The 20,096-nt window shown below is 68.6% G+C and carries 16 protein-coding genes; 8 read left to right on the plus strand and 8 right to left on the minus strand.

Translation table 11 applies throughout. The annotated features are described in order from the left end of the window. On the plus strand, positions 1-547 hold a 547-nt coding region (locus C0481_RS15925; protein WP_293405566.1), incomplete at its 5' end, for a sigma-70 family RNA polymerase sigma factor. Positions 548-636: 89 nt separating this feature from the next. On the opposite strand, the gene C0481_RS15930 is transcribed toward C0481_RS15925, so the two are convergent. Then, on the minus strand, positions 637-1,737 hold the full coding sequence (locus C0481_RS15930) for an acyltransferase family protein (protein WP_293405568.1): 1,101 nt from the start codon (positions 1,735-1,737) through the stop codon (positions 637-639). A gap of 79 nt (positions 1,738-1,816) precedes the next feature. Between C0481_RS15930 and C0481_RS15935 the strand changes: the two genes are divergently transcribed. The 3 genes from C0481_RS15935 (at position 1,817) to C0481_RS15945 (ending at position 5,884) form a co-directional block, all read left to right on the plus strand. Continuing rightward, complete coding sequence (locus tag C0481_RS15935; RefSeq protein WP_293405571.1) at positions 1,817-2,524, plus strand: Crp/Fnr family transcriptional regulator; 708 nt, start codon at positions 1,817-1,819, stop codon at positions 2,522-2,524. A gap of 314 nt (positions 2,525-2,838) precedes the next feature. Continuing rightward, positions 2,839-5,064, plus strand: coding sequence for a TonB-dependent receptor (locus C0481_RS15940; protein ID WP_293405573.1), 2,226 nt, complete (start codon positions 2,839-2,841; stop codon positions 5,062-5,064). A gap of 79 nt (positions 5,065-5,143) precedes the next feature. Continuing rightward, on the plus strand, positions 5,144-5,884 hold the full coding sequence (locus tag C0481_RS15945; RefSeq protein WP_293405575.1) for a hypothetical protein: 741 nt from the start codon (positions 5,144-5,146) through the stop codon (positions 5,882-5,884). Here C0481_RS15945 and C0481_RS15950 read toward each other — a convergent pair. The 3 genes from C0481_RS15950 to C0481_RS15960 form a co-directional block, all read right to left on the minus strand. Next, the gene (locus C0481_RS15950; protein WP_293405577.1) at positions 5,881-7,191 is read right to left on the minus strand and encodes a prolipoprotein diacylglyceryl transferase family protein; all 1,311 of its coding nucleotides are present in this window, start codon (positions 7,189-7,191) and stop codon (positions 5,881-5,883) included. The two genes, C0481_RS15945 and C0481_RS15950, sit on opposite strands and share 4 nt — an antisense overlap. A 141-nt stretch (positions 7,192-7,332) precedes the next feature. Next, a complete protein-coding gene (locus C0481_RS15955) occupies positions 7,333-8,148 on the minus strand; it encodes a response regulator (RefSeq protein ID WP_293405579.1) in 816 nt (271 codons plus the stop codon). A gap of 94 nt (positions 8,149-8,242) precedes the next feature. Then, positions 8,243-9,529, minus strand: a complete 1,287-nt coding sequence (locus tag C0481_RS15960) for an adenylosuccinate synthase (RefSeq protein ID WP_293405581.1) — start codon at positions 9,527-9,529, stop codon at positions 8,243-8,245. Between the two features lie 225 nt (positions 9,530-9,754). Here C0481_RS15960 and C0481_RS15965 point away from each other — a divergent pair, with 225 nt between their 5' ends. From C0481_RS15965 to C0481_RS15975, 3 genes are read left to right on the plus strand one after another with little or no spacing between them, the layout of a single operon-like run. Further along, positions 9,755-10,174 carry a VOC family protein gene (locus C0481_RS15965; protein WP_293405583.1) on the plus strand — a complete coding sequence of 140 codons (420 nt, stop codon included), beginning with the start codon at positions 9,755-9,757 and terminating at the stop codon, positions 10,172-10,174. Further along, complete coding sequence (locus tag C0481_RS15970) at positions 10,171-11,151, plus strand: threonine/serine dehydratase (protein ID WP_293405585.1); 981 nt, start codon at positions 10,171-10,173, stop codon at positions 11,149-11,151. Before C0481_RS15965 ends, C0481_RS15970 begins: the two co-directional genes overlap by 4 nt. 4 nt (positions 11,152-11,155) lie before the next feature. Next, positions 11,156-11,518 carry a GFA family protein gene (locus tag C0481_RS15975; RefSeq protein ID WP_293405587.1) on the plus strand — a complete coding sequence of 121 codons (363 nt, stop codon included), beginning with the start codon at positions 11,156-11,158 and terminating at the stop codon, positions 11,516-11,518. 18 nt (positions 11,519-11,536) lie between these two features. Here the strand turns inward: C0481_RS15975 and C0481_RS15980 are convergent, their stop codons facing one another. The 4 genes from C0481_RS15980 to C0481_RS15995 all read right to left on the minus strand — a co-directional run bounded on the left by C0481_RS15980 (position 11,537) and on the right by C0481_RS15995 (position 18,193). Continuing rightward, complete coding sequence (locus tag C0481_RS15980; RefSeq protein WP_293405589.1) at positions 11,537-12,466, minus strand: hypothetical protein; 930 nt, start codon at positions 12,464-12,466, stop codon at positions 11,537-11,539. A 66-nt stretch (positions 12,467-12,532) separates the two neighbouring features. Further along, a complete protein-coding gene (locus tag C0481_RS15985) occupies positions 12,533-15,664 on the minus strand; it encodes an efflux RND transporter permease subunit (RefSeq protein WP_293405591.1) in 3,132 nt (1,043 codons plus the stop codon). After that, a complete protein-coding gene (locus tag C0481_RS15990; protein WP_293405593.1) occupies positions 15,661-16,755 on the minus strand; it encodes an efflux RND transporter periplasmic adaptor subunit in 1,095 nt (364 codons plus the stop codon). The genes C0481_RS15985 and C0481_RS15990 overlap by 4 nt, the downstream gene beginning before the upstream one ends. A 1-nt stretch (position 16,756) precedes the next feature. Then, positions 16,757-18,193 carry a TolC family protein gene (locus C0481_RS15995; RefSeq protein WP_293405595.1) on the minus strand — a complete coding sequence of 479 codons (1,437 nt, stop codon included), beginning with the start codon at positions 18,191-18,193 and terminating at the stop codon, positions 16,757-16,759. A 242-nt stretch (positions 18,194-18,435) separates the two neighbouring features. On the opposite strand from C0481_RS15995, the gene C0481_RS16000 reads away from it, so the two are divergent. Continuing rightward, entirely contained in the window at positions 18,436-20,085 is a 1,650-nt protein-coding gene (locus C0481_RS16000; RefSeq protein WP_293405597.1) for a M28 family metallopeptidase, read from the plus strand. The last annotated feature ends 11 nt before the right edge of the window (positions 20,086-20,096 follow it).

Below are 20,096 nucleotides of genomic sequence, written 5' to 3' on the forward strand. Positions count from 1 at the left end.
GTACATCCTGCGGTCCTGGAGCCTGGTGAAGATGGGCACCACCGCCGCGCAGAAGAAGCTGTTCTTCAACCTGCGCAAGGCCAAGAGCCAGATCAGCGCCTTCCAGGACGGGGATCTTCATCCCGACCAGGTCAGCCAGATCGCCACCAAGCTGGGCGTTCTGAACGAGGAAGTGATCTCGATGAACCGCCGGCTGTCCGGTCCGGACGCCTCGCTGAACGCGCCGCTGCGCGCCGACGGCGAGAGCGAATGGCAGGACTGGCTGGAGGACGAGACCTCGGTCAGCCAGGAAACCTATGTCGCCGAAAATCAGGAGCGCACGCAGCGCATGACCCTGATGGAAGCGGCGATGACCGAACTGTCGGACCGCGAACGTCACATCCTGACCGAGCGGCGGCTGAAGGATAACCCGACCACGCTCGAAGAGCTGGCCGCGGAGTACGGCGTCAGCCGTGAACGCGTCCGCCAGATCGAGGTCCGGGCCTTCGAGAAGCTGCAGAAGTCGGTGACCGCCGCAGCCCGCGACAAGAACCTGATCGAAGCCTAAGGGCGAAGATCTTCGACTGAACGAGAAGCGTCGCAATCCCCAGGGTTGCGGCGCTTTTTGCTTTTCGCCTCCCGCGACTGAGCCGCCGCTCAGAGAAATTCGCTCACGAGGGGCACGCGCCGCAGCCCGCGCACGATCGCAAAGCTGAGCACGAGACCAAGGACGCTGACAGCGCCGAACCTGGCCCAGCCGCCGACGGATGTCGCCTCGAGCGCGAACTGCAGTCCGACGACCAGGAAGACGTGGATCAGATAGACGCCGAAGGCGTCGCGAGCCAATTCCGAGAGCATCGTCGAAGGCTGGTCCAGGAGCGCCCTGGACAGAACCAGCAAGCCAACGCTGAGGCCGATCCCGATGACCGCCTCCTCCGCCAGCCAGGCCCAGGAGGGCATCGGCACAAGCCAAGGCTGGACGAGGCGCAGACAGGCGGCGGCGAGCCCCAGGACCAGCCAGACCAGGCCGCGCCCGGTCGGGAAGGTCTGCAGCCAGCCGGACCGGCCAGCGGCCAGCCCTCCCGCGAACAGCAGAAGGTACTGCGGCAGCCGGCCGGCCTCCACCCGGACCAGCGGCGCCAGATCCGCCCAAAGCCCGACCGGATACCAGATGCGGACGATGGCGCTGGTTGCAGCCAGCGCCGCCGCCGCGGCCAGCAGCGCCAGGTGGCCGGGAGGCTTTGGAGTCGCCGCAGCGGGACGGCGCCAGACCATGCGGCAGGCTCCGTAGGCCGCGACCATCACGAGCAGCCAGGAGAGGAACCAGAGATGTCCGACTTGGAAGGCGCCGGCCCCGACATAGTCCCGCAGCATGTAGGTGACGAAGGCGTCGCGCCGCGGCCCCGTGGCGTAGCTGATGGGTCCGAAGACCAGCACAGACAGGAACACCAGCGGCGTCCCTAGCCGGAAGACCCGCGCGCAGACCGCCTTGAACGCCCCGAGGCGATCGACCGCGAGGGGCAGGAAGAGACCCGAAATCAGGAAGAACAGCCCCATGAAGAAGGCGCCGTTGATCTCGAAGAACGCGCCGAGCGGTAGGCCTGCGGCGGCGCTCCGCAACGGCCAGTCCTCAGGCGGGCCATAGGGCTGCCCGGCATGGTGCACGACGACGAGCGCGACCAGCAGCAGCTTCAGCTGGTCCAGATAGGCCAGCCGTGAGGCGGCGCCGGTGGGGAGGTCTTGCGGGGAGCGGGACATCAGCTGACGATACCCGCCGGCGGCGGCCGCCAACTGTCAGGCCCTTGACAGTTGGTCCTGGCAATCCGCACCACGGAGCATGCCCCCCGTTCTGGCGCCCCGCGAAGTTCTGCAGCTGAACCCCTGGTTTCGCAGCTTGCCGCCCGCGCTCGCCGACGGACTGATCGCGGAAGGCGCCGTCCTGCGGCTGCGGGACAAGCTGATCTTCGCCCAGGGCGACCCGCCGAACGGCCTGTTCGCGCTGCTGGCCGGCGAGGTCCACGTCAGACACGCCAGCGAGGACGGCGGCGCCTCGGTTCTCGAGATCGTGCGCCCGGGCGGCTGGTTCGGCGACACCGGGATGCTGGACCATGAGCCGCGCTCGTCCGACGCCCTGGCGGTGGGCCGAGCGATGCTGCTGCAGGTCTCGCGCCCGGGGTTCGACAAGCTGACGGCCGACAGGGAGCACTTTGCCTGCTTCACCCGCCGGATCTGCTCGCAGTATCGGCAGGCCCTGACCTACATCGTCAGCACCTCGCGCCTGCCGCTCAAGGTCCGGCTCGCCAAGCGCCTGGCGAACCTTGCCGAGGGGCATGGGGTGAAGACCAGCGCCGGCGTGCGCATCGATCTGCGGCTCTCCCAGGAGGCGCTGGCCGAAATGCTCGGCGTGTCCCGACAGAGCCTGAATCCGGTTCTCCGCCAGCTGCAGGCGGAGGGTTTCATCTCCCTCGGCTACGCGACCATCGTCGTCTGCGACGTCGCCAAGGTCGCGGCCCTGGCGGAGTCCGCCGTCCTGGAACTCAAGTAGCCGCGGCGCCCAACCTCCGCTGCAACCGGGATCGGCAGGCGTGCAGAAAATCTGCCGCCAGAAGCGGCAGCCCCCAAATATGCTGAAAGCGTCAAAAAGTGGGGGTGAATAATTGCGCGACATGGATTGAGCAATTCTGGCGCATTTCCAAGAGATACTGACTAACCCCCAACAATCTTGACCGTGACTATCCCCGCAGCGCCGCAGCATTCCGCGTCGCTTCTATGGGGATAGGAATGAACACCGTAAAACTTGGTACAACTCTGCGCGGCCTTTTGCTGGCTAGCGCCCTTGCAGCGCCCGCGTCGGGCGCGATGGCTCAGCAGATCGACGAGGTCGTGGTCACCGGCCGGCGGGTCTCGGAAGCCGCCGTGGCGATCGGCACCGACGAGCCGACGGCCACCGTCTCGATCACCCGCGACGCTTTGCTGTCGGCGCCGGCCGGGATCACCGGGCTGAAGATGCTGGAGAGCCTGCCCGGCTTCAACGTCCAGTCCAACGACCCGCTGGGCATGTACGAGTTCGGCAACTCGGTCAGCGTGCGGGCCTTCTCGTTCACCCAGATCGGCTTCCTGCTGGACGACGTCCCGATGGGCCGCTCCGACCAGTTCGGCGGCTCGCCGATCTATCGCTATGTCGACAACGAGAACCTGGCGCGGGTGCAGGCCTCGTCCGGGGCCGGCGACGTCAGCCTACCGAGCTACGCCTCGCTGGGCACCATCGTCAGCTACTACACCACAGCGCCGGCCGAGACGTTCGGCGGCTCGGCCAGCCTGACTTTCGGTTCAGACTCGCTGTTCCGCAACTTCCTGCGCGTCGACACCGGAGAACATGACGGTTGGTCGGCCTACATCGCCCGCTCGGACATCCAGTCGAACCTGTGGCGCGGCGAAGGCGACATCAACCGCGAGCACATCGAGGGCAAGATCCGCTACCAGTTCGACGGCGGGGCGGAGATCACTTTCCAGGGCGTCTACAACGACTATTTCGACTACGACTCCCCGGCCATCACCAAGGCGCAGTACGAAGGGCCGCCGGACCAGTTCGGACGGCGCGGGCGCTTCTTCCCTTACCTGCATTACGTGCCGGTGCTGCCGGTCACCTCGCCCGGGATCACCTACTCGAACACCGCCTACAACCAGTACTACAAGCAGGCGATCAACTCGCGGACCGACTACCTCTGGGCGCTGACCGCCAAGACGCCGCTGGGCGAGAACGTCAACCTGTCGGCCACCGCCTACTACGAGGACAAGCAGGGTTACGGCGTTTCGCCCGAGGCCTATGCGACCTCGTTGACCAGCTACAACGCCCAGCGGCTGATCCTGAGCGGGCTGACCGCGCCGCGTGGCCTGCAGTACGGGCTCTCGACCATCAACGGCGAGCGCAAGGGCGTCAGCGTCAATGGCGAGTGGCGTGTGGCCAACCACAGCCTGCAGACCGGCCTGTGGTACGAGGACGACGACTATCACCGCACCCAGGCCCGCTATAACCACGAGGGCGGCAATCCCGACGGCGCGCCGCTACTGAACGAGCCGGTGCACCTGCAGCGCAACTACGTCTCCACGCGGCAGAGCACGCAGTTCTTCCTGAAGGACGTCATCAGCCTGCTGGACGACCGGCTGAAGCTGGACGTCGGCTTCAAGGGGCTGTGGGTCGACTACGAGATCACCGGCTACCGTAACCCCGGCGACTACATCGCCCGGCGCCAACCGACGCTGACCGCCAAGTGGGAGGACAGTTTCCTGCCGCAGGTGGGGGCGGTCTACAACCTGACCGACCGCGAGCAGGTCTTCGCGTCCTACTCCGAGAACATGGCCCTGCCGCGCGGGGCCGACGACGTGTTCTCGGCCGCCAGCCCGACCGTGCCGGCGCCCGATCCGGAGACCGCCAAGAACTGGGAGCTGGGGATCCGGACCAACCGGCCGACCTTCAACGCCTCGCTGGTCGCCTATCAGACCAGCTTCGCCAACCGACTGCAGTCGTTCGCCTCGGTGGTGCCCGGCTCGACGACGACCGAGACCTTCTTCCAGAACGTCGGCGAGGTGGACGCCTACGGGGCTGAGTTCTCCGGCCAGTGGAAGCCGGAACTGCTGGGCGGGCGGATCTACTTCAACACTAACCTGTCCTATAACCACGCGGAATTTCAGGACAATTACACGACGGTCGTGAGCGGGGCCCCGACCACCGTGGCGATCGCCGGCAAGATCGTCCCCGACTTCCCCGAGTGGGTGTTCCAGGGCGGGGTGACCTTCGAGCCGACAGACTGGGCGCTGTTCAATCTCTCGGCCCGGCACATCTCGTCGCGCTACACCAACTTCATCAACACCGAGTCGGTCGACGGCTACACGGTGTGGAACGCCTATCTGGACATCGGCGAACTGGGCACGGGGCCGCTGAGCCACCTGAAGTTCCGGCTCAATGTCGATAACATCTTCGACGAGGACTATCTGGGCACGATCACGCCCACGACGACCGGGCTGGCCACCTTCCGCCCCGGCCCGCCGCGCTCGGTGCAACTGACCCTGACGGCCGAGTTTTAAGCAACCGCGGGCGGTCCTCGGGGCCGCCCGCAACTTTTGGGACTAGGCGGGGCGGGCGCAAATCACGTCTAAGCCTCGAATGCTACGACCGCGCCTGCGAAAGCAGTATTTCGACGCCGTGTCGCCCGACGGGCGATGGCGGATCGCCTATCGGGCCCATCTCTCAGTGATGGGCCTGGCCGTCGCCTACGAGGAGTTGAATGGCAACGGCCTGTCGAAGCCGTGGTGGCGGATCGTCGCCGGAAGCGCGGCAGGTCCCGCGCGGTTCGGGAGCGGCGCGGCCCGGGCGGAGTGGATCAGCCGGTCGCCCCCCGCCCCGCGGGTCTTCGAGACGGATGCATTCGTCTGGCGGCTCACCGGCCTGGGCGGGGACTTCGCCACAGACCAGGACGGCCCCTGGGAGACGTACTCGGAAGAGCTTCAGCTGAAGGTCGGGCCATGGGCGCTGGGCCTCAACAAACTGTCGTGGGGTCGGGTCGCGACGGACGATCTGTTCGTGACCTGGATCGTCGGAGACGGGCCGCGCCCGGTTCGGTTCGCGGTGATGGGCGGGCAGGCGTTTTCCGACAGCGTGACGTTCGACGGCGAGCGGCTGACGACGCCGGCGGGCGAACTTCGCCTGGGGGACGTCCTGCACGTCGTCAGCCATGGCGACGTGCGCGCCGACAGGGCGCCGCTGATCCGGGCGGTGTCGCGGCTAGCGTTCGGCGCGGGCGCAATTCGACAGGACAAAGCCAGCCGCCGCTGCGATGTTTCCCTGACGGGCAAGCCGAAGCGATCGGCCGTAGCGATCGCCGAGGTGGTGGTCTTCGAGCCCTAGCGGTCCTCGGCCGACGCCGGGGTCAGCCGCGCGAGCGGCGCGTCCAGGTCGGGGAAGTCCGCGCCCATCGCAAAGCCGGCGCCGAGCGCCGCAAGAAGCACCACCAACCACTCCATGGGCGCCAGCGGAGCGAGCGCCGGCAGGGGCGGCGAGGCCATGAGGCCGACGACGGCGGCGGCAGCCAGTTGGCCCAGCGCGAGCCACTGGTACATCGACAGCCCCCGCCAGCGGCGCACGGTCGCTTCGCCTCGGAAGCCTTCCTCGGCGAAGCGGCTGAGGCCGGCGATCGCCAGATAGGCTGCGAGCAGGGCCGAGGCGTCCTGTTGGGCGAGATAGAGCCGGACGAGCAGCACGGCCGCGAACAGGTTGGCGTAGATCGAGAACACTGGCGTCGGATAGAGCGGCTGATCGCGCAAGCCGGCCAGCGCCACCGCGCGACTCTCGGCGCGACGGTAACAGATGCCGTTTCCGCAGGGGACAAGGCGGCCGTGGCAACAGCCCTGGACGAGACAGCGAAGCCGCCCGACCGCCTGGGTCCAGGTCGCCGCCAGGGCGACGCAGGCGCCGAGCATGAGAACCGGAACGCCCCAGATGCGACTCGCGGCGAACACGCCGAACACACCGCCCAGGAACGCCCCGAAGTAGCCGAATGGGCGCGCCAGGCGGCCGGTCGATTCTAGCAGCTTGCCCCACACGCCGCCGCCCAGAACCGTGGCCGCCACGATCAAGGCCGCCATCGCCGCGCTGGGGCCGGGCGCGGCGAGCTCGAAGACGAGCGTGCCGCCGGCGGCCGCGAGCGCGGCGTAGATCGCGTAGTTGATGATCCGCAGTGGGCCGAGGCGGACCGCGGTCCAGCTGTTGGCGATACGGGTGGCCGACCGGACGGCCAAGCCATGCAGCCACGACGCCGCACACCCGAAGGCGGCGAGGACCGCCAGCGGAACCGTCGCCACCACGCCGGTGGCGGCGACGCGAAGACGCGGCCGTGACGGGTCGGGCCAGGACAGTCGCGCTCGGCGCGGCCGCTGGGGACGTGATCGGCTCTCGTAGCCCATCACCAGGGCCGCCGTCGCGGCCGCGGTGACCGGTGTCACGATCCAGACGCCCGGAGCGCTGCCCGCGCAGACGGCCGCGCCGAGCACGGCGAGGACGAAGCCCACGTAGATCGGGTCATCCAGAAGCTGATAGGGGCCCGTCACCACGGCGTGCTGCGGTGCGTCGGCGTTTAGCGGCAGCTTGCCGGTCCGGGCCATGAACACGGCGACGGCGCTCGCCCACAATGCGGCGCCGGCAAGCAGCAGCGCCACGCCCAGCGCCTGGGGCGGAAGCGGGAGTTCACGGCCAAGCGGCGTCGCCCAGGCCCAAGCCGCCAGGGCTACGGGCAAGACAAGGGTGAATGCGGCCGCGTAGGCCAAGTTTTCGAGACGCCTGCTCACAACCTGCGCGCCTTAAGCCGCGCGCTCCTTACCCGGCTCGTCCTTGGGCAAGAAGGCCAGCAGGTTGACGGCCTTGCGGGCGAGGTCTTCGGGGATCAGCGCGCCGGCCTGGGCGGCGACGGCCAGTTCGCGCTGGAACTCGACGGTGGCGGCGGCCAGCGGGGCGTTCTTGGTCACCGCGGCGGCGCGTTGCAGCTCCACCATCTGGGCCAGCAGCGCGCGCATCGCCTGGCTGGGGTCGCTGGCGATCGCGGGGATGGCCGAACGCACGATCTTGAGCGCCTGGGTGATGCGCTGCGCTTCCGGCGTCGCGGTGGCGTCCGAACGGCGCTTCAGCGGGCCGCTGTAGTCGCCGGAGTTGAAGCGGCGGCGATCGGGGCCGACGTACTCCACCGCCTCGACCCAGTCGCGCGGATGCAGGGTCACCGCCTCGAGGCGGCGAAGCAGGTCCTTGGTCGTGTAGGGCTTGCGCAGGAACTCGTGCACGCCGGCGTCGCGCGCCGACAGGATCGCAGCCGCCGTCGCCGTCGCCGTGACCATGATGATCGGGGCCATCCGGCAGACCGCGTCGGAACGCCGGAGCTGGCGGGAGAACTGAACCCCGTCGACCTCGGTCCCGGCCAGCTCCACGAAGATCAGCTGCGGATTGACCTGGCGGGCGGCCTCCAAACCCTTGCGGGTGGTCGGCGCATGCCAGAGTTGTACATTGGCGATGTTGCGCATCAGGTCGGCGAGCAACCGTGCGCTGGCCGGCGCCGGGTCCACGATCAACACCCGCTGCATCAGCGGCGTCATCCGTTGAATCTGTTTCAGGTTCTCGGTGAACACGGGCGGCGCTCGGACTCCTGGATCGCACCAGGAGAGTGAACCAGCGTCCTTAAGAACGCCTTACGCCGCCCGTCTCTGAACCGTCTTGGGCCGATCAGTCCTGGAACGGATCGCGGACCATGATGGTGTCGTCGCGCTGCGGGCTGGTCGAGACCATCGCCGCCGGGGCTCCGATCAGCTCTTCCACGCGGCGCACATACTTCACCGCATTGGCCGGCAGGTCCTTCCACGAGGTGGCCCCGGCGGTGCTTTCGCTCCAGCCGTCCATCTCCTCGTAGACCGGCTCCAGCGCCGACTGCGACTTAAGGCCGGCGGGCAGGTAGTCGAGCACCTCGCCGTTCAGCTTGTAGCCGACGCAGATCTTCAGCTTCGGCAGGCCGTCGAGGACGTCGAGCTTGGTCAGTGCGATGCCGTCGATGCCGTTGAGCGCCACCGACTGGCGCACCAGCACCGCGTCGAACCAGCCGCAGCGGCGCGGGCGGCCGGTGACGACGCCGAATTCCTTGCCGACCGTCCCCAGGTGCTGGCCGATCTCGTCGCTGAGCTCGGTCGGGAACGGGCCCTCGCCGACCCGGGTGGTGTAGGCCTTGACGATCCCCAGCACGTAGCCTGGGCCCTTCGGCCCCAGGCCCGAACCGGCCGCAGCCTGGCCGGCGACGGTGTTGGATGAGGTCACATAGGGATAGGTGCCGTGGTCGACGTCGAGCAGGGCGCCTTGCGCGCCTTCGAACAGGACGCGCTTGCCGGACTTCACCTCGGCGTCGAGCAGCTTCCAGGCCGGCTGGGCGAAGGGCAGGATCTTCGGAGCGATCTCTTCCAGCGCCGCCAGCAGCTGGGCGCCGTCGTACTCCGGCAGCCCAAGGCCGGCCCGCAGCGGGGTGTGGTGGGCCAGCAGACGGTCGATCTTGGCTTCCAGCGCGTCGCGGTCGCGCAGGTCGTCGACGCGGATGGCGCGGCGGCCGACCTTGTCCTCGTAGGCCGGGCCGATGCCGCGGCCGGTGGTGCCGATCTTGTTGACGGCGGCGGCCTCGCGCGCCTGGTCGAGGTCGCGGTGCAGCGGCAGGATCAGGCAGGCGTTGTCGGCCAGGACCAGCAGCTCGGGGCCGATCGCCACGCCCTGCCCGCCCAGCTTGGCGATCTCCTCCAGCAGGTGCCAGGGGTCGACGACGACGCCGTTGCCGATCACCGACAGCTTGCCCTGGACCACGCCCGAGGGCAGCAGGCTGAGCTTGTAGACCTGGTCGCCCACCACCAGCGTGTGGCCGGCGTTGTGGCCGCCCTGGAAGCGCACGACGACGCCGGCGCGGTTCGACAGCCAGTCGACGAGCTTGCCCTTGCCTTCGTCGCCCCACTGAGCGCCGATCACGGTCACATTGGCCATTCGGATACGATCTCCCGGCCTGCCCGAGCGGGTCCAAACACGCCCTTCGACAGGACTCGGCGGTTGGACTTGATCGATTGTAGGAACCAGATGCGGCGGCCCTGCGGGCGGCGGCTCTCCGTTCGGCGGGGGTAAACCAGCGGGCGGCCCTCGCGTCAAGCCCTGCGCCTGAATCCGGCGCCTGGCCGGTCGCCTTGCCGGGTCGGCTCAGGCTATGAATAGGCCATGACCCGACCGCGTTTTCACCTCGCCTTTCCCGTCCGCGACCTGGCCGAGGCGCGCAGCTTCTACGGCGGCTTGCTGGGCTGCCCGGAAGGGCGGTCGAGCCCAGACTGGATCGATTTCGACTTCTACGGCCACCAGATCGTGGCGCACCTGTCGCCCGACGAATGCGGCCATAAGAATACCAGCAGCGTCGACGGCGAGGACGTGCCCGTCCGCCACTTCGGGGCGATCCTGACCGTGCCCGAGTGGCATGCGCTGGCCGGCAAGCTGGAAGACGCCGGGATCAAGTTCGTGATCGAGCCACAGATCCGCTTCGAGGGCCAGCCGGGCGAGCAGGCGACGATGTTCTTCCTCGACCCGTCCGGCAACGCCCTGGAGTTCAAGGCCTTCGCCGACGACAGCATGGTGTTTGCGAAATGAGCGTAACCCTGGCCGACATCGAGGCCGCCGCCGGGCGGCTGGCGGGGCACGCCGTCGAGACCCCGCTGATCGAGAGCCCTGCCCTGAACGAGCGGCTGGGCCGGCGGGTATTGATCAAGCCCGAGACACTGCAGCGGGTCGGGGCCTTCAAGTTCCGCGGCGCCTACAACCGTCTGTCGCAGCTGTCGGCCGACGAGGCGAAACGAGGCGTAGTGGCGTTCTCGTCCGGCAACCACGCCCAGGGCGTGGCGCTGGCAGCGCGGCTGCTGGGCATGCCGGCGATCATCGTGATGCCGGCCGATGCGCCAAGCGTGAAAGTCGAGGCGACCCGCGGCTATGGCGCGGAGATCAAGCTCTATGACCGCCTGACCGAGAGCCGCGAAGCGATCGCCGCGGCCATCGCCGCCGAGCGCGGCGCGGTGACGGTTCCGGCCTTCGACGACCCCGACGTGATCGCCGGTCAGGGTACGGTCGGGCTGGAGCTGGTCGCCCAGGCCAAGGCGCGCGGCGTGGCGCTGGACACGGTCGTCTCACCGATCGGCGGCGGCGGGCTGCTGGCGGGCGTTTCGACGGCGGTCAAGGCGCTGTCGCCGACCACCGCCATCGTCGGCGTCGAACCGGCCGGCTTCGACGACACATTGCGCTCGCTGCAGAAGGGCGAGCGGATCGTGACCCAGCCGACCACGCGTTCGCTGTGCGACGCGCTGGAGAGCCCGGCGCCGGGGCTGCTGACCTTCCCGGTGCTGCAGAAGACCGTGGCCGACGTCGCGCTGGTCACCGACGCCGAGGTCGCCGAGGCGATGCGCTATGCGTTCTCGGTGCTGAAGCTGGTGGTGGAGCCCGGCGGATCGGTGGGCCTGGCCGCGCTGCTGGCCGGCAAGGTGAAGTCGTTCGGCGAGGACACGACCGGGCTGGTGGTGTCGGGCGGCAACGTCGATCCGGACCTGTTCGCACGCGTGCTGCGCAAGGAGGTCTGAGGTGATGGTGAAGGGCAGCTGTCTTTGCAAAGCCACGCAGTTCGAGGTCGCGCGACCACCGGCCGACGTCGCCGACTGCAACTGCTCGTCTTGCTCTAAGCGGGGCGCGCTCTGGGCCTATTACGACGAGGCCGAGTTTAGGCTGACCACCGCGCCGGAGCGGGTCTCCACCTTTCAGTGGGGCGACTACATGATGAAGCTGCACTACTGCGGCGTCTGCGGCTGCGCGACCTACAACGAGGGTCCCGTCTGGAAGGACGGCGAGATCGACTTCAGCGTGAACCGCATCGGCGTGAACGCCCGCCTGTTCGACGATTTCGACTTGGCGGCCGTGCCGGTCCGACACGTCAACGGCAAGGACGCCTGATCGGCTTGGTCGCCCTGGTCAGATTTCAGCGGCGCCGAGATCGTCCGTCTTGGGCGTGAGCTGGCGGTAGATCTCGGCCAGCGGGGCGCTGTAGAGCACCGTGCCGAACACGCTGACCAGGGCCATCAGCAGGCCCGCCAGGCCAAGGACCGGGGACACCTGGGCGAAAGTCAGCGTCGTGAAATCCGACTCGGCGGTCGGCTTGAGGATCGCGACCACGGCGACGATGAATCCGACGAAGACTACAAGCTGGACGAGGGTGGCGACCAAGCTGACCGCGATACCGACCAGCGCCATCTTGGCGGCGTGGCCGTGGGTCAGATGCCAGGATTCAAACAGCCGGAAGTAGCTGTCGGCGAACGACATCGGCAGGCCGAGCGAGAAGCGCACGAACAGCCACAGCATCGCGCCGAGCACGATCAGCACGATGGCGCCGACGCCGAGCCCGACGCCGGGCGAAAGGGTTTGGCCGGGGCCGGCGAGGTACAGCGCGAACGAGACAATCATGACGGGGATCGTGCTGAACAAAGCCAGCAGGACCGCCACAACGCCGATGACCAGGAGGCAGAGCGCGAGCCAGAGCTCCTGGCGGCCGACCCGCAGGAAGAAGAACCGGCTGTTCTGCGGTTCGAGCACCGCGCGGAACACCGCCCCGATGAGCAAAGCGCTGGAGGCCAGGCCGGTCAGCCACTGGAGCATCGACAGCGCGTTGACCTGGCCCATCAGGGCCGTCATCTCCTGGGTGGCGGCCGTCGAGTCGGGCGCCACCTCGGCCTCGGCCAGGGTGGCCAGGGCGTCGAGCTGCGGCCAGATGGCCGCCACCATCAGGGCCAACGGGCCGAGCGCCACCACCAAGTAGACGACGCACCAGGCCAAGAACGCGAGCGGGTTGCGGGCGATCACGGCGAAACCCGACCCGACCGCGCCGCCGAACGAAAACGTCGTCATGCCCCGAACCCCGCAACCATCAGCTGCAGAGCATAACGGCCCCGTTCAGCGCTGCAACGGCGCCGCCTAGAGCCGGTCGTCGGGAACGGCCTCCCCAGGCGCCTCACGCGGGGTGATCAGTTTGCCGAGCTTGGGGCGCAGCCAGTTCTCGAAGTCGTCGACGAACTCGTAGACCACCGGCACCAGCACCAGCGACAGCAGGGTCGAGGTGATGAGGCCGCCGATCACCGCCACGGCCATCGGCTGGCGGAACTCGGCGCCCTTCTCCAGGGCCAGAGCGGTCGGCAGCATGCCGGCGGCCATGGCCACGGTGGTCATGACGATCGGCCGGGCCCGCTCGCGGCAGGCCTCGATCAGGGCGTTGCGCTGGGGCATGCCCTCGCGCTCGCGCTCGATCGCGTACTCGACCAGCAGGATCGAGTTCTTGGCCGCCAGGCCCATCAGCATCAGGAAGCCGATGAGCGAGGGGATCGACAGCGACAGGTTGAAGATGAAGAGGCCGATGAAGGCCCCGCCGACGGCGAGCGGCAACGCGGCCAGGATGACGATCGGCTTGAAGAAGCTTTTGAACAGCAACACCAGCACGGCGAACATCAGGAAGACCGCGGTGGCGAAGGCGACCACGAAGCCGCCGAACATCTCGGCCATGGCCTCGGCATCGCCGATCGCGCTGGGGGCGACCCCGGCCGGCAGCTTCTTCATGATCGGCAGCTTGTGGACTTCGCTGGTCGCATCGCCGAGCTCCACCCCGTCGGCCAACTCGGCCTGGACGGTCATCTGGCGCTGGCGGTTCAGGCGGTCGATCCGGGCCGGACCGGCCTGGAACTGCACGTCGGCCACGGCGCCGAGCGTCGTGGAGCCGCCGGTGGCGGTCGGCAAGCGAAGCTGACGGACCTGCTCGATGTCGGCGCGGGCCGTTTCCGGCAGGCGGATGCGGATGGGGATCCGCCGCTCGCCCTCGTTCATCTTCGGAATGTTGGCGTCGATGTCGCCGACGGTGGCGACGCGAGCCGCCTGGGCGATCGCCTGCACCGAGACGCCGAGGCGCGCGGCCTCGTCGGCCTTGGGACGGATCACCAGCTCGGGTCCGATCGGCGGGTTCTTCGGGCGCGGATCGGTGACCTTGGTCAAGGTCCGCATCTGCCGCTCGAGCTCGAGGCTGGCCTGTTCCAGCGCCTTGGGATCGGAGCTGGTCAGGATCTGTTCGAAGCCGGCCGAGCCCTGGCCGTCCAGGAAGTTGAGCCGCACATCCGGAACCGCAGTGATCTGGGCGCGGACACGGTCCTTGAGCTGGTTGCCGGTGACTTTGCGGTCGGAGTTGAGGAGCACGGTGATGGTGCCGTTGCGCAGGTCGCTGCCGCCGCCGCCGCCGCCAGGTCCGAAGTTCGCCACGGTCGAGCCGACCTGGGTGAAGACGCCCCGGACTTCCGGCTGAGCCGCCATGACGAGCGAGGCCTGCTGGACTGCGCGCTCCATGTCGCCGATGGTCGCGCCGGGCGGGCCCTGGACGTTGATGTAGACGTAGTCGGGATCACCGGGCGGCTGGAAGCCCTTGGGCAGGAAGGCGATCATCGCCGCCGAACAGACGAACAGCAGCAGGCCGGCGATGGAGGCGATGATGCGATGCTCCAGCGCCCACTTCAGCGCGCTGGGATAGAAGCCCTCGAACGGCTTCTGCGGCCGCTCATGCACCATCGGCTTGAGGAAGTAGGCCGCCATCAGCGGCGTCACCAGACGCGCGACGAGCAGCGAGAACAGCACCGCCACCGAGACGGTGAGGCCGAACTCCTTGAAGAACTGGCCCGGGATGCCGGGCATGAAGCTGACCGGCGTGAACACCACGACGATGGCGAAGGTGGTCGCCACCACCGCCAGGCCGATGGCGTCGGCGCCTTCCAGTGCGGCCTTGAACGGCCGCACCCCGCGGGCCACGCGCTTTTCGATATTCTCGATCTCGACGATCGCGTCGTCGACGAGGATGCCGATGACCAGGGTCAGGGCCAGCAGCGTCACGAGGTTCAGAGAGAACCCGGCCAACTTCATCACGAAGAAGGTCGGGATCAGCGAGATCGGCATGGCCAGCACGGTGATGGCCGTCGCCCGCCAATCGCGCAGGAACAGCAGCACCACCAGGGCCGCCAGCACCATGCCTTCGAGCAGCACGTGCTGGGTGGCGCGGAAGTTGGCGCGGGTCTCGTCCACCGAAGCGTAGATCTTGGTGAACTTGACGGTGGGATCGGCCTTGGCGATTTCAGCCAGCTTGGCGTTCACCCCGTCCTCGACGTCGACGTCTGACGATTCCTTGGTCTTGCTGACCTGGAAGCCGACCACGGGGCGGTTGTTCAGGCGCGCGAAGCCGCGCGCCTCGGCCGAGCCTTCGCCGATGTCGGCGACGTCGGTGAGGCGGACGAAACCGCCGCCGCCGGTGGCGATGGTCATGGCCCGCAACTGGTCGATCGTCTCGGCCGAGCCGAGCACGCGAACGGTCTGTTCGCGGCCGCCGACCTGGACGCGGCCGCCGGGCGCGTCCTGTTGGAAGGCCATCAGGGCGTTGTTGACCTCGGCCGCGGTCAGGCCGCGCGCGGCCAGCCTGTCGGGATCGACGACGACGTTGATCTCGCGCGCCACGCCGCCGACCCGGGTGATCTGGGCGACGCCGCTCACGGTCTGCAGATCGCGGGCGATCTTGTCGTCCACGTACCAGGAGAGCTGCTCGTCCGACATCGACGGCGCTTCGACCGCGTAGGTGATGATCGGGAACGCGTCGTCGATCTCGACCCGAGTGACGGTCGGCTCGTCGATATCGCGCGGCAGGATCTGGCGGGTCTGATCGACCTTGGCGCGGACTTCGTCGGTCTTCTTCTGAAGATCCTCGCCCATTTCGAACTGGATGGAGGTGGTCGAGACCCCTTGGGTCACCACCGACTGGATGTTCTTGACCCCGGTGATGCCCGACATGGCGTCTTCGACCGGCCGGGTGATCTGGGTCTCCATTTCCCCGGGCGCGGCGCCGCTCTGGGTCACCGTGATGGCGACCACCGGGAACTGGATGTTCGGGAACTGTTTAACCGCCAGCCCCGAGTAGGCGATCATGCCGGCGATCAGCAGACCGATGAACAGCAGCGCGACCGGGACCGGGTTGCGGATCGCCCAGGCCGAGATCGGGAAGCCGGAGCTTCCGCCTTGTTGCTCGCTCATTTGGCCCTCGCGGCGGGTTGCGGCGCGGCGGGCTGGGTTGCGGCCGCGCCGGCCTCGACCGGCTTCACCAGGTCACCGTCGAGCAGGAACGAGGCCGCGTTCTGAACCACGCGGGAGCCCGAGGGCGGGCCTTTGACGATCTGGACGAGGCCCGAGCCGCGCTGGCCGGTCTGGACGGCCACGTGCTTCACGCGGTTGTCGTCCCCGACCACCATGACCCCCGCACCGTTGGCGTCGTAGCGGATCGCGGTCTCAGGCAGGGCGAGCGTCGATGCGCTGGCGTCGGCGAACACGGCGCGGGCGAAACCGCCGGCGCGGATGTCGGCGCGCGCCGGCAGCAGCACGCGAACCTGGCCGAGTTTGGTCTGGGCGTCGATCTGCGGGCTGACGATGCGCACCGTGCCCTGCGCCTGGCCGCCGCCCGGCAGGGTGACGGTCGCGGCCTGGCCCACGCGAATGCGCGCCAGGTCGTCTTCGGACATGTCGGCGCCCAGCTCCATCTGGCCGTCGCGAGCGATGCGGAACCACGGCGAGCCGCCGCCGGACGACAGATCGCCAGGGCGGACCGTCCGTTCGAGGATCACGCCGGACACCGGCGCGACGACGGCGAGCTTGGCCAGGCGGGTCTGCAGGTCGCGCAGGTTCGCGCGGGCGGCCTGGGCCTGGAAGCGACGTTGGGCGATCTGTTCCTGGGCGAGCACGCCCTGGCCGTCCAGGTCGGCGACGCGCCTCGCCTGATCCTCGGCCTGGGCGGACTGCGCCTCGGCCTGGGCGATCTGAGCCTGGAGCAGGGCGGGGTCGAGCTGCACCAGCACCTCGCCGGCGCGGACGGTGTCGCCGACGTCGGCATTGACGCGCAGCACACGGAATCCGCTGACCTCGGCCGCCACGGCGGCCTCTTCGCGCGGACGCAGCGTGCCCGAGGCGCTGAGCGCGCCGGAAATGGCGCGCGGCTCCAGCCGCACCACCGTCACCGCGCGCGCCTGGGCGGCCGGGTCCTTCTTCGGCGTCTCCTTGGAGCCGCAGCCGGCGAGCGTCAGGGCGGAAGCCAGGCCGGCGGCGAGGGCCAGGATGGTCTTGGTTCTCGTCACTTCAGCGAGCCTCTTTGTTGGTCGGGGCGGTCTCAAGCGGCCAACCGCCGCCGAGCGCCTTGTAGGTCTGAACCGCACGGCGCAGGGCCTGCACCTGGGCGGCGGTCTTCAGGGTGCGCACGGTGCGCCAGGCCCGCTCGTTGTCGAGCGTGGTCTGCAGATCGGTGAAGCCGGCGACGTAGCCCTTGCGGGACGCCTCGTAGGCCCGGCGAGCGCGGACCTCGCCGTCCGTCAGCAGATCCACGCGGCGGCGATCAGACTCCAGCAGGACCAGAGCGTTCTCAGCCTCGCCAAACGCGGTCTGTACGGCCTTTTCGTAGGCGATGGCGGCCTGCTCGGAGCGGGCGTCCTGGGCCTTCATCTCCGAAAGCAGACGGGGGATGTCGAGCACCGGGACGACAACGTTGGCGCCGATGCTCCAGCTCTGCGTCGTCACCGCATACCCGGGCTGGTCGTTCTTCTGCAGGCCGATGCCGGGCGCCAGCTTGAAGGTCGGGAAGAAGGCGAGCTTGGCGTAGTCGAGACGTCCAAGGGCCGAGGCGAGCATCGCCTCGGCGCGGCGCACATCGGGGCGACGGGCGAGCAGCTCGCCGGGGATCACGTCCGGAACCGCCGGCGCCACGCCGACCTCGGCGTCGATCGGCAGGGCGGCGATCGGCTCGATCCCGCGACCGGTGAGGATCAGCAGATTGCGGCGCGCGGCCTGCAGCTCGGCTTCCAGGCCGGCGACCTGCGACCGCGCCTGGGCGAGGTCGCCGGCCACGCGGTCGGCGTCGGCGGTCGAGGAGATGCCGCGCTGCGCGCGGATGTCGACGATACGGTAGAGATCGGCCTGGATCCGCTCGGTGGCGCGGATGTCGTCGAGCTGGATGGCGATGCCGCGGGCGGCGAAGTAGCTGTCGGCGACCGCCGCCGCGAGGCTGGCGCGGGCCGCCTCGTAGTCGAGCCGCGCGGCCGCCATCTCGGCGTTGGCGGCGCGGCTGGCGGCGAAGATGCGGCCGAAGAGGTCGATCTCCCAGCTGACATCGAAGTTGGCGGTCTCGGTGCGGCTTGTGCCGGTGCTCGAGAAGCCGGGAATATTGATAGCGGTCCCGTCGATCACCTTGCTGTCGGTCTCGGTGATCGAACCGCGGGGATTGCCCTGCGGCAGGAAGCTGGTCAGCGCGCCGGAGCGGGTGGCGCGCGCCTCGCGCAGCTTAGCGGCCGCGCTGCGGGCGTCCGGGCTGTTGGCCAGCGCCTCGGTGATCAGGGCGGTGAGCTGCGGGTCCTCGAACCCCGTCCACCAGGTCTCGAGCGACGGCGCGGCGGCGATCGCCGGCGAGGACGGGGCCTCGTAGGCGGCCGGAAGGCGCGTATCGACGTCGCGGGTGGAGGCGCAGGCCGACAGCAACAAGGCTAGGCCGGTCACCGATCCGACCGCAGGATTTACTAGGCGCATCGCTCTTTTCATCACTATCGGTTTGCGACACCGCCCACCGCGCCGAGCGCGACAAGCACGCGCAGCGCGGACCTCGATACCGGCGTTCCGTTCTTAGCTGCGCTCATGCTTCAGGTCGATTGCAGAGAAGCGACAATCGGCAAAGCGAAACGCAGGTGTCGCAAACCGGTCGCATGGCACTGGCGCGAGACCACGCCGCGGCCTAGGGTTCCGCGCAATTCCACCCCCCATTTGAGTGAACTATGAAACAGTTTCTGCTCGCTGGCGCCGCGATTTGGGCCGTTTTCGCCGCCCCTGCCCTCGCCGGCGACATCAATCCCGCCAAGATCGCCGAGCACGTGAAGGTGCTGGCGTCCGATGAGTTCGAAGGTCGCGGTCCGGCCACCGAAGGCGAGAAGAAAACGGTCGCCTACATCATCGAGCAGTTCAAGGACGCCGGATTGAAGCCGGGTGGAGATCTGGTGGAGGGCCAGCGCGCCTGGACCCAGGACGTGCCGCTGGCCCGCTTCGAGATCAAGGGCCCGGTCAGCGTCGGCGTCACCGCCGGCGGCAAGACCCAGGCCTGGACCCAGGGCGACGATGTCGCCCTGCGCGCGGCCCAGACCGGCGAAACCCACGTCTCCATCAAGGACGCGCCAATCGTCTTCGTCGGCTACGGCGTCACCGCGCCCGAGCGCAACTGGGACGACTTCAAGGGCGTCGACCTGAAGGGCAAGATCGCCCTGGTGCTGGTCAACGACCCCGACTTCGAGACGGGAAAAGGCGACTTCGGCGGCAAGGCGATGACCTATTACGGCCGCTGGACCTACAAGTACGAAGAGGCCGCCCGCCGCGGGGCCGTCGGCTTCCTGGTGGTCCACGAGACGGCGCCGGCCTCGTACGGCTGGGCGACGGTGAAGAACTCCAACACCGCGCCGTTGTTCGACATCATCCGCGAAAAGCCGAGCGAGGCGCACGCCCTGCTGGAAGGCTGGATCCAGCGCGACCGCACCGTCGAGCTGTTCAAGGCCGCGGGCCTCGATTTCGAAGCCGCCAAGAAGCAGGCCCAGAGCCGCGACTTCAAACCGGTCGAGCTGAAGGGCGCGACCTTCTCGACCGACTATGGCGTCGACGTGCAGAAGATCGTCTCGAAGAACGTGGTCGGGCTGATCCCCGGCGCCAAGCGCCCCGACGAGACCATCATCTATTCCGGCCACTGGGATCACCTCGGCGTCGGCCTGCCGGACGCCAAGGGCGATACGATCTACAACGGCGCGGTCGACAACGCTGACGGCATCGCCACCATGATCGAGATCGGCCGTGCCTTCGCCAAGGGCCCGCAGCCGGACCGCTCGGTGGTGTTCCTGGCGGTGACCGCCGAGGAAAAGGGCCTGCTGGGTTCAGAATACTACGCCGCCAACCCGCTCTACCCGCTCGGCAAGACGGTCGCGAACATCAACATGGACGCCCTGTCGCCGGCCGGACCGGCCAAGGATTTCACCACCTCGGGCGACGCCGCCTCGACGCTGCAGGACGCGCTGGTCGCGGTCGGCAAGAGCCACGGCCGCTACTACACCCCGGACTCCAAGCCGGAAGCAGGCCTGTTCTTCCGCTCCGACCACTTCCCGTTCGCCAAGCGCGGCGTGCCGGCGATCTCGTTCGGCTCGGGCTACGACCTGGTGACCGGCGGCAAGGAAGCCGGCGCGGCCTGGTCGAAGGCCTACACCGCCGACCGCTATCACCAGGCGGCCGACCACTTCGACGACAGCTGGAACCTTGAAGGCATCGCCCAGGACGGCCAACTGATGTTCGAGCTGGGTCGTCAGCTGGCCGACTCCGCCACCTGGCCGGAGTGGAAGGCGGGCTCGGAGTTCAAGCTGACCCGGGACGCCACCGCGTCCGAGCGGAAATAGCAAAGGCGAGG

Source organism: Phenylobacterium sp. (assembly GCF_013822795.1).
Lineage (GTDB): Bacteria > Pseudomonadota > Alphaproteobacteria > Caulobacterales > Caulobacteraceae > Phenylobacterium.

Bases quoted from the DNA above. Each gene is read 5' to 3' on its own strand.
- C0481_RS15985 (WP_293405591.1), bottom strand. From the start codon at position 15,664: ATGAGCGAGCAACAAGGCGGAAGCTCCGGCTTCCCGATCTCGGCCTGG.
- C0481_RS15965 (WP_293405583.1), top strand. From the start codon at position 9,755: ATGACCCGACCGCGTTTTCACCTCGCCTTTCCCGTCCGCGACCTGGCC.
- C0481_RS16000 (WP_293405597.1), top strand. From the start codon at position 18,436: ATGAAACAGTTTCTGCTCGCTGGCGCCGCGATTTGGGCCGTTTTCGCC.
- C0481_RS15930 (WP_293405568.1), bottom strand. From the start codon at position 1,737: ATGTCCCGCTCCCCGCAAGACCTCCCCACCGGCGCCGCCTCACGGCTG.
- C0481_RS15995 (WP_293405595.1), bottom strand. From the start codon at position 18,193: ATGCGCCTAGTAAATCCTGCGGTCGGATCGGTGACCGGCCTAGCCTTG.
- C0481_RS15935 (WP_293405571.1), top strand. From the start codon at position 1,817: ATGCCCCCCGTTCTGGCGCCCCGCGAAGTTCTGCAGCTGAACCCCTGG.
- C0481_RS15940 (WP_293405573.1), top strand. From the start codon at position 2,839: ATGGCTCAGCAGATCGACGAGGTCGTGGTCACCGGCCGGCGGGTCTCG.
- C0481_RS15970 (WP_293405585.1), top strand. From the start codon at position 10,171: ATGAGCGTAACCCTGGCCGACATCGAGGCCGCCGCCGGGCGGCTGGCG.
- C0481_RS15960 (WP_293405581.1), bottom strand. From the start codon at position 9,529: ATGGCCAATGTGACCGTGATCGGCGCTCAGTGGGGCGACGAAGGCAAG.
- C0481_RS15980 (WP_293405589.1), bottom strand. From the start codon at position 12,466: ATGACGACGTTTTCGTTCGGCGGCGCGGTCGGGTCGGGTTTCGCCGTG.
- C0481_RS15975 (WP_293405587.1), top strand. From the start codon at position 11,156: ATGGTGAAGGGCAGCTGTCTTTGCAAAGCCACGCAGTTCGAGGTCGCG.
- C0481_RS15945 (WP_293405575.1), top strand. From the start codon at position 5,144: ATGCTACGACCGCGCCTGCGAAAGCAGTATTTCGACGCCGTGTCGCCC.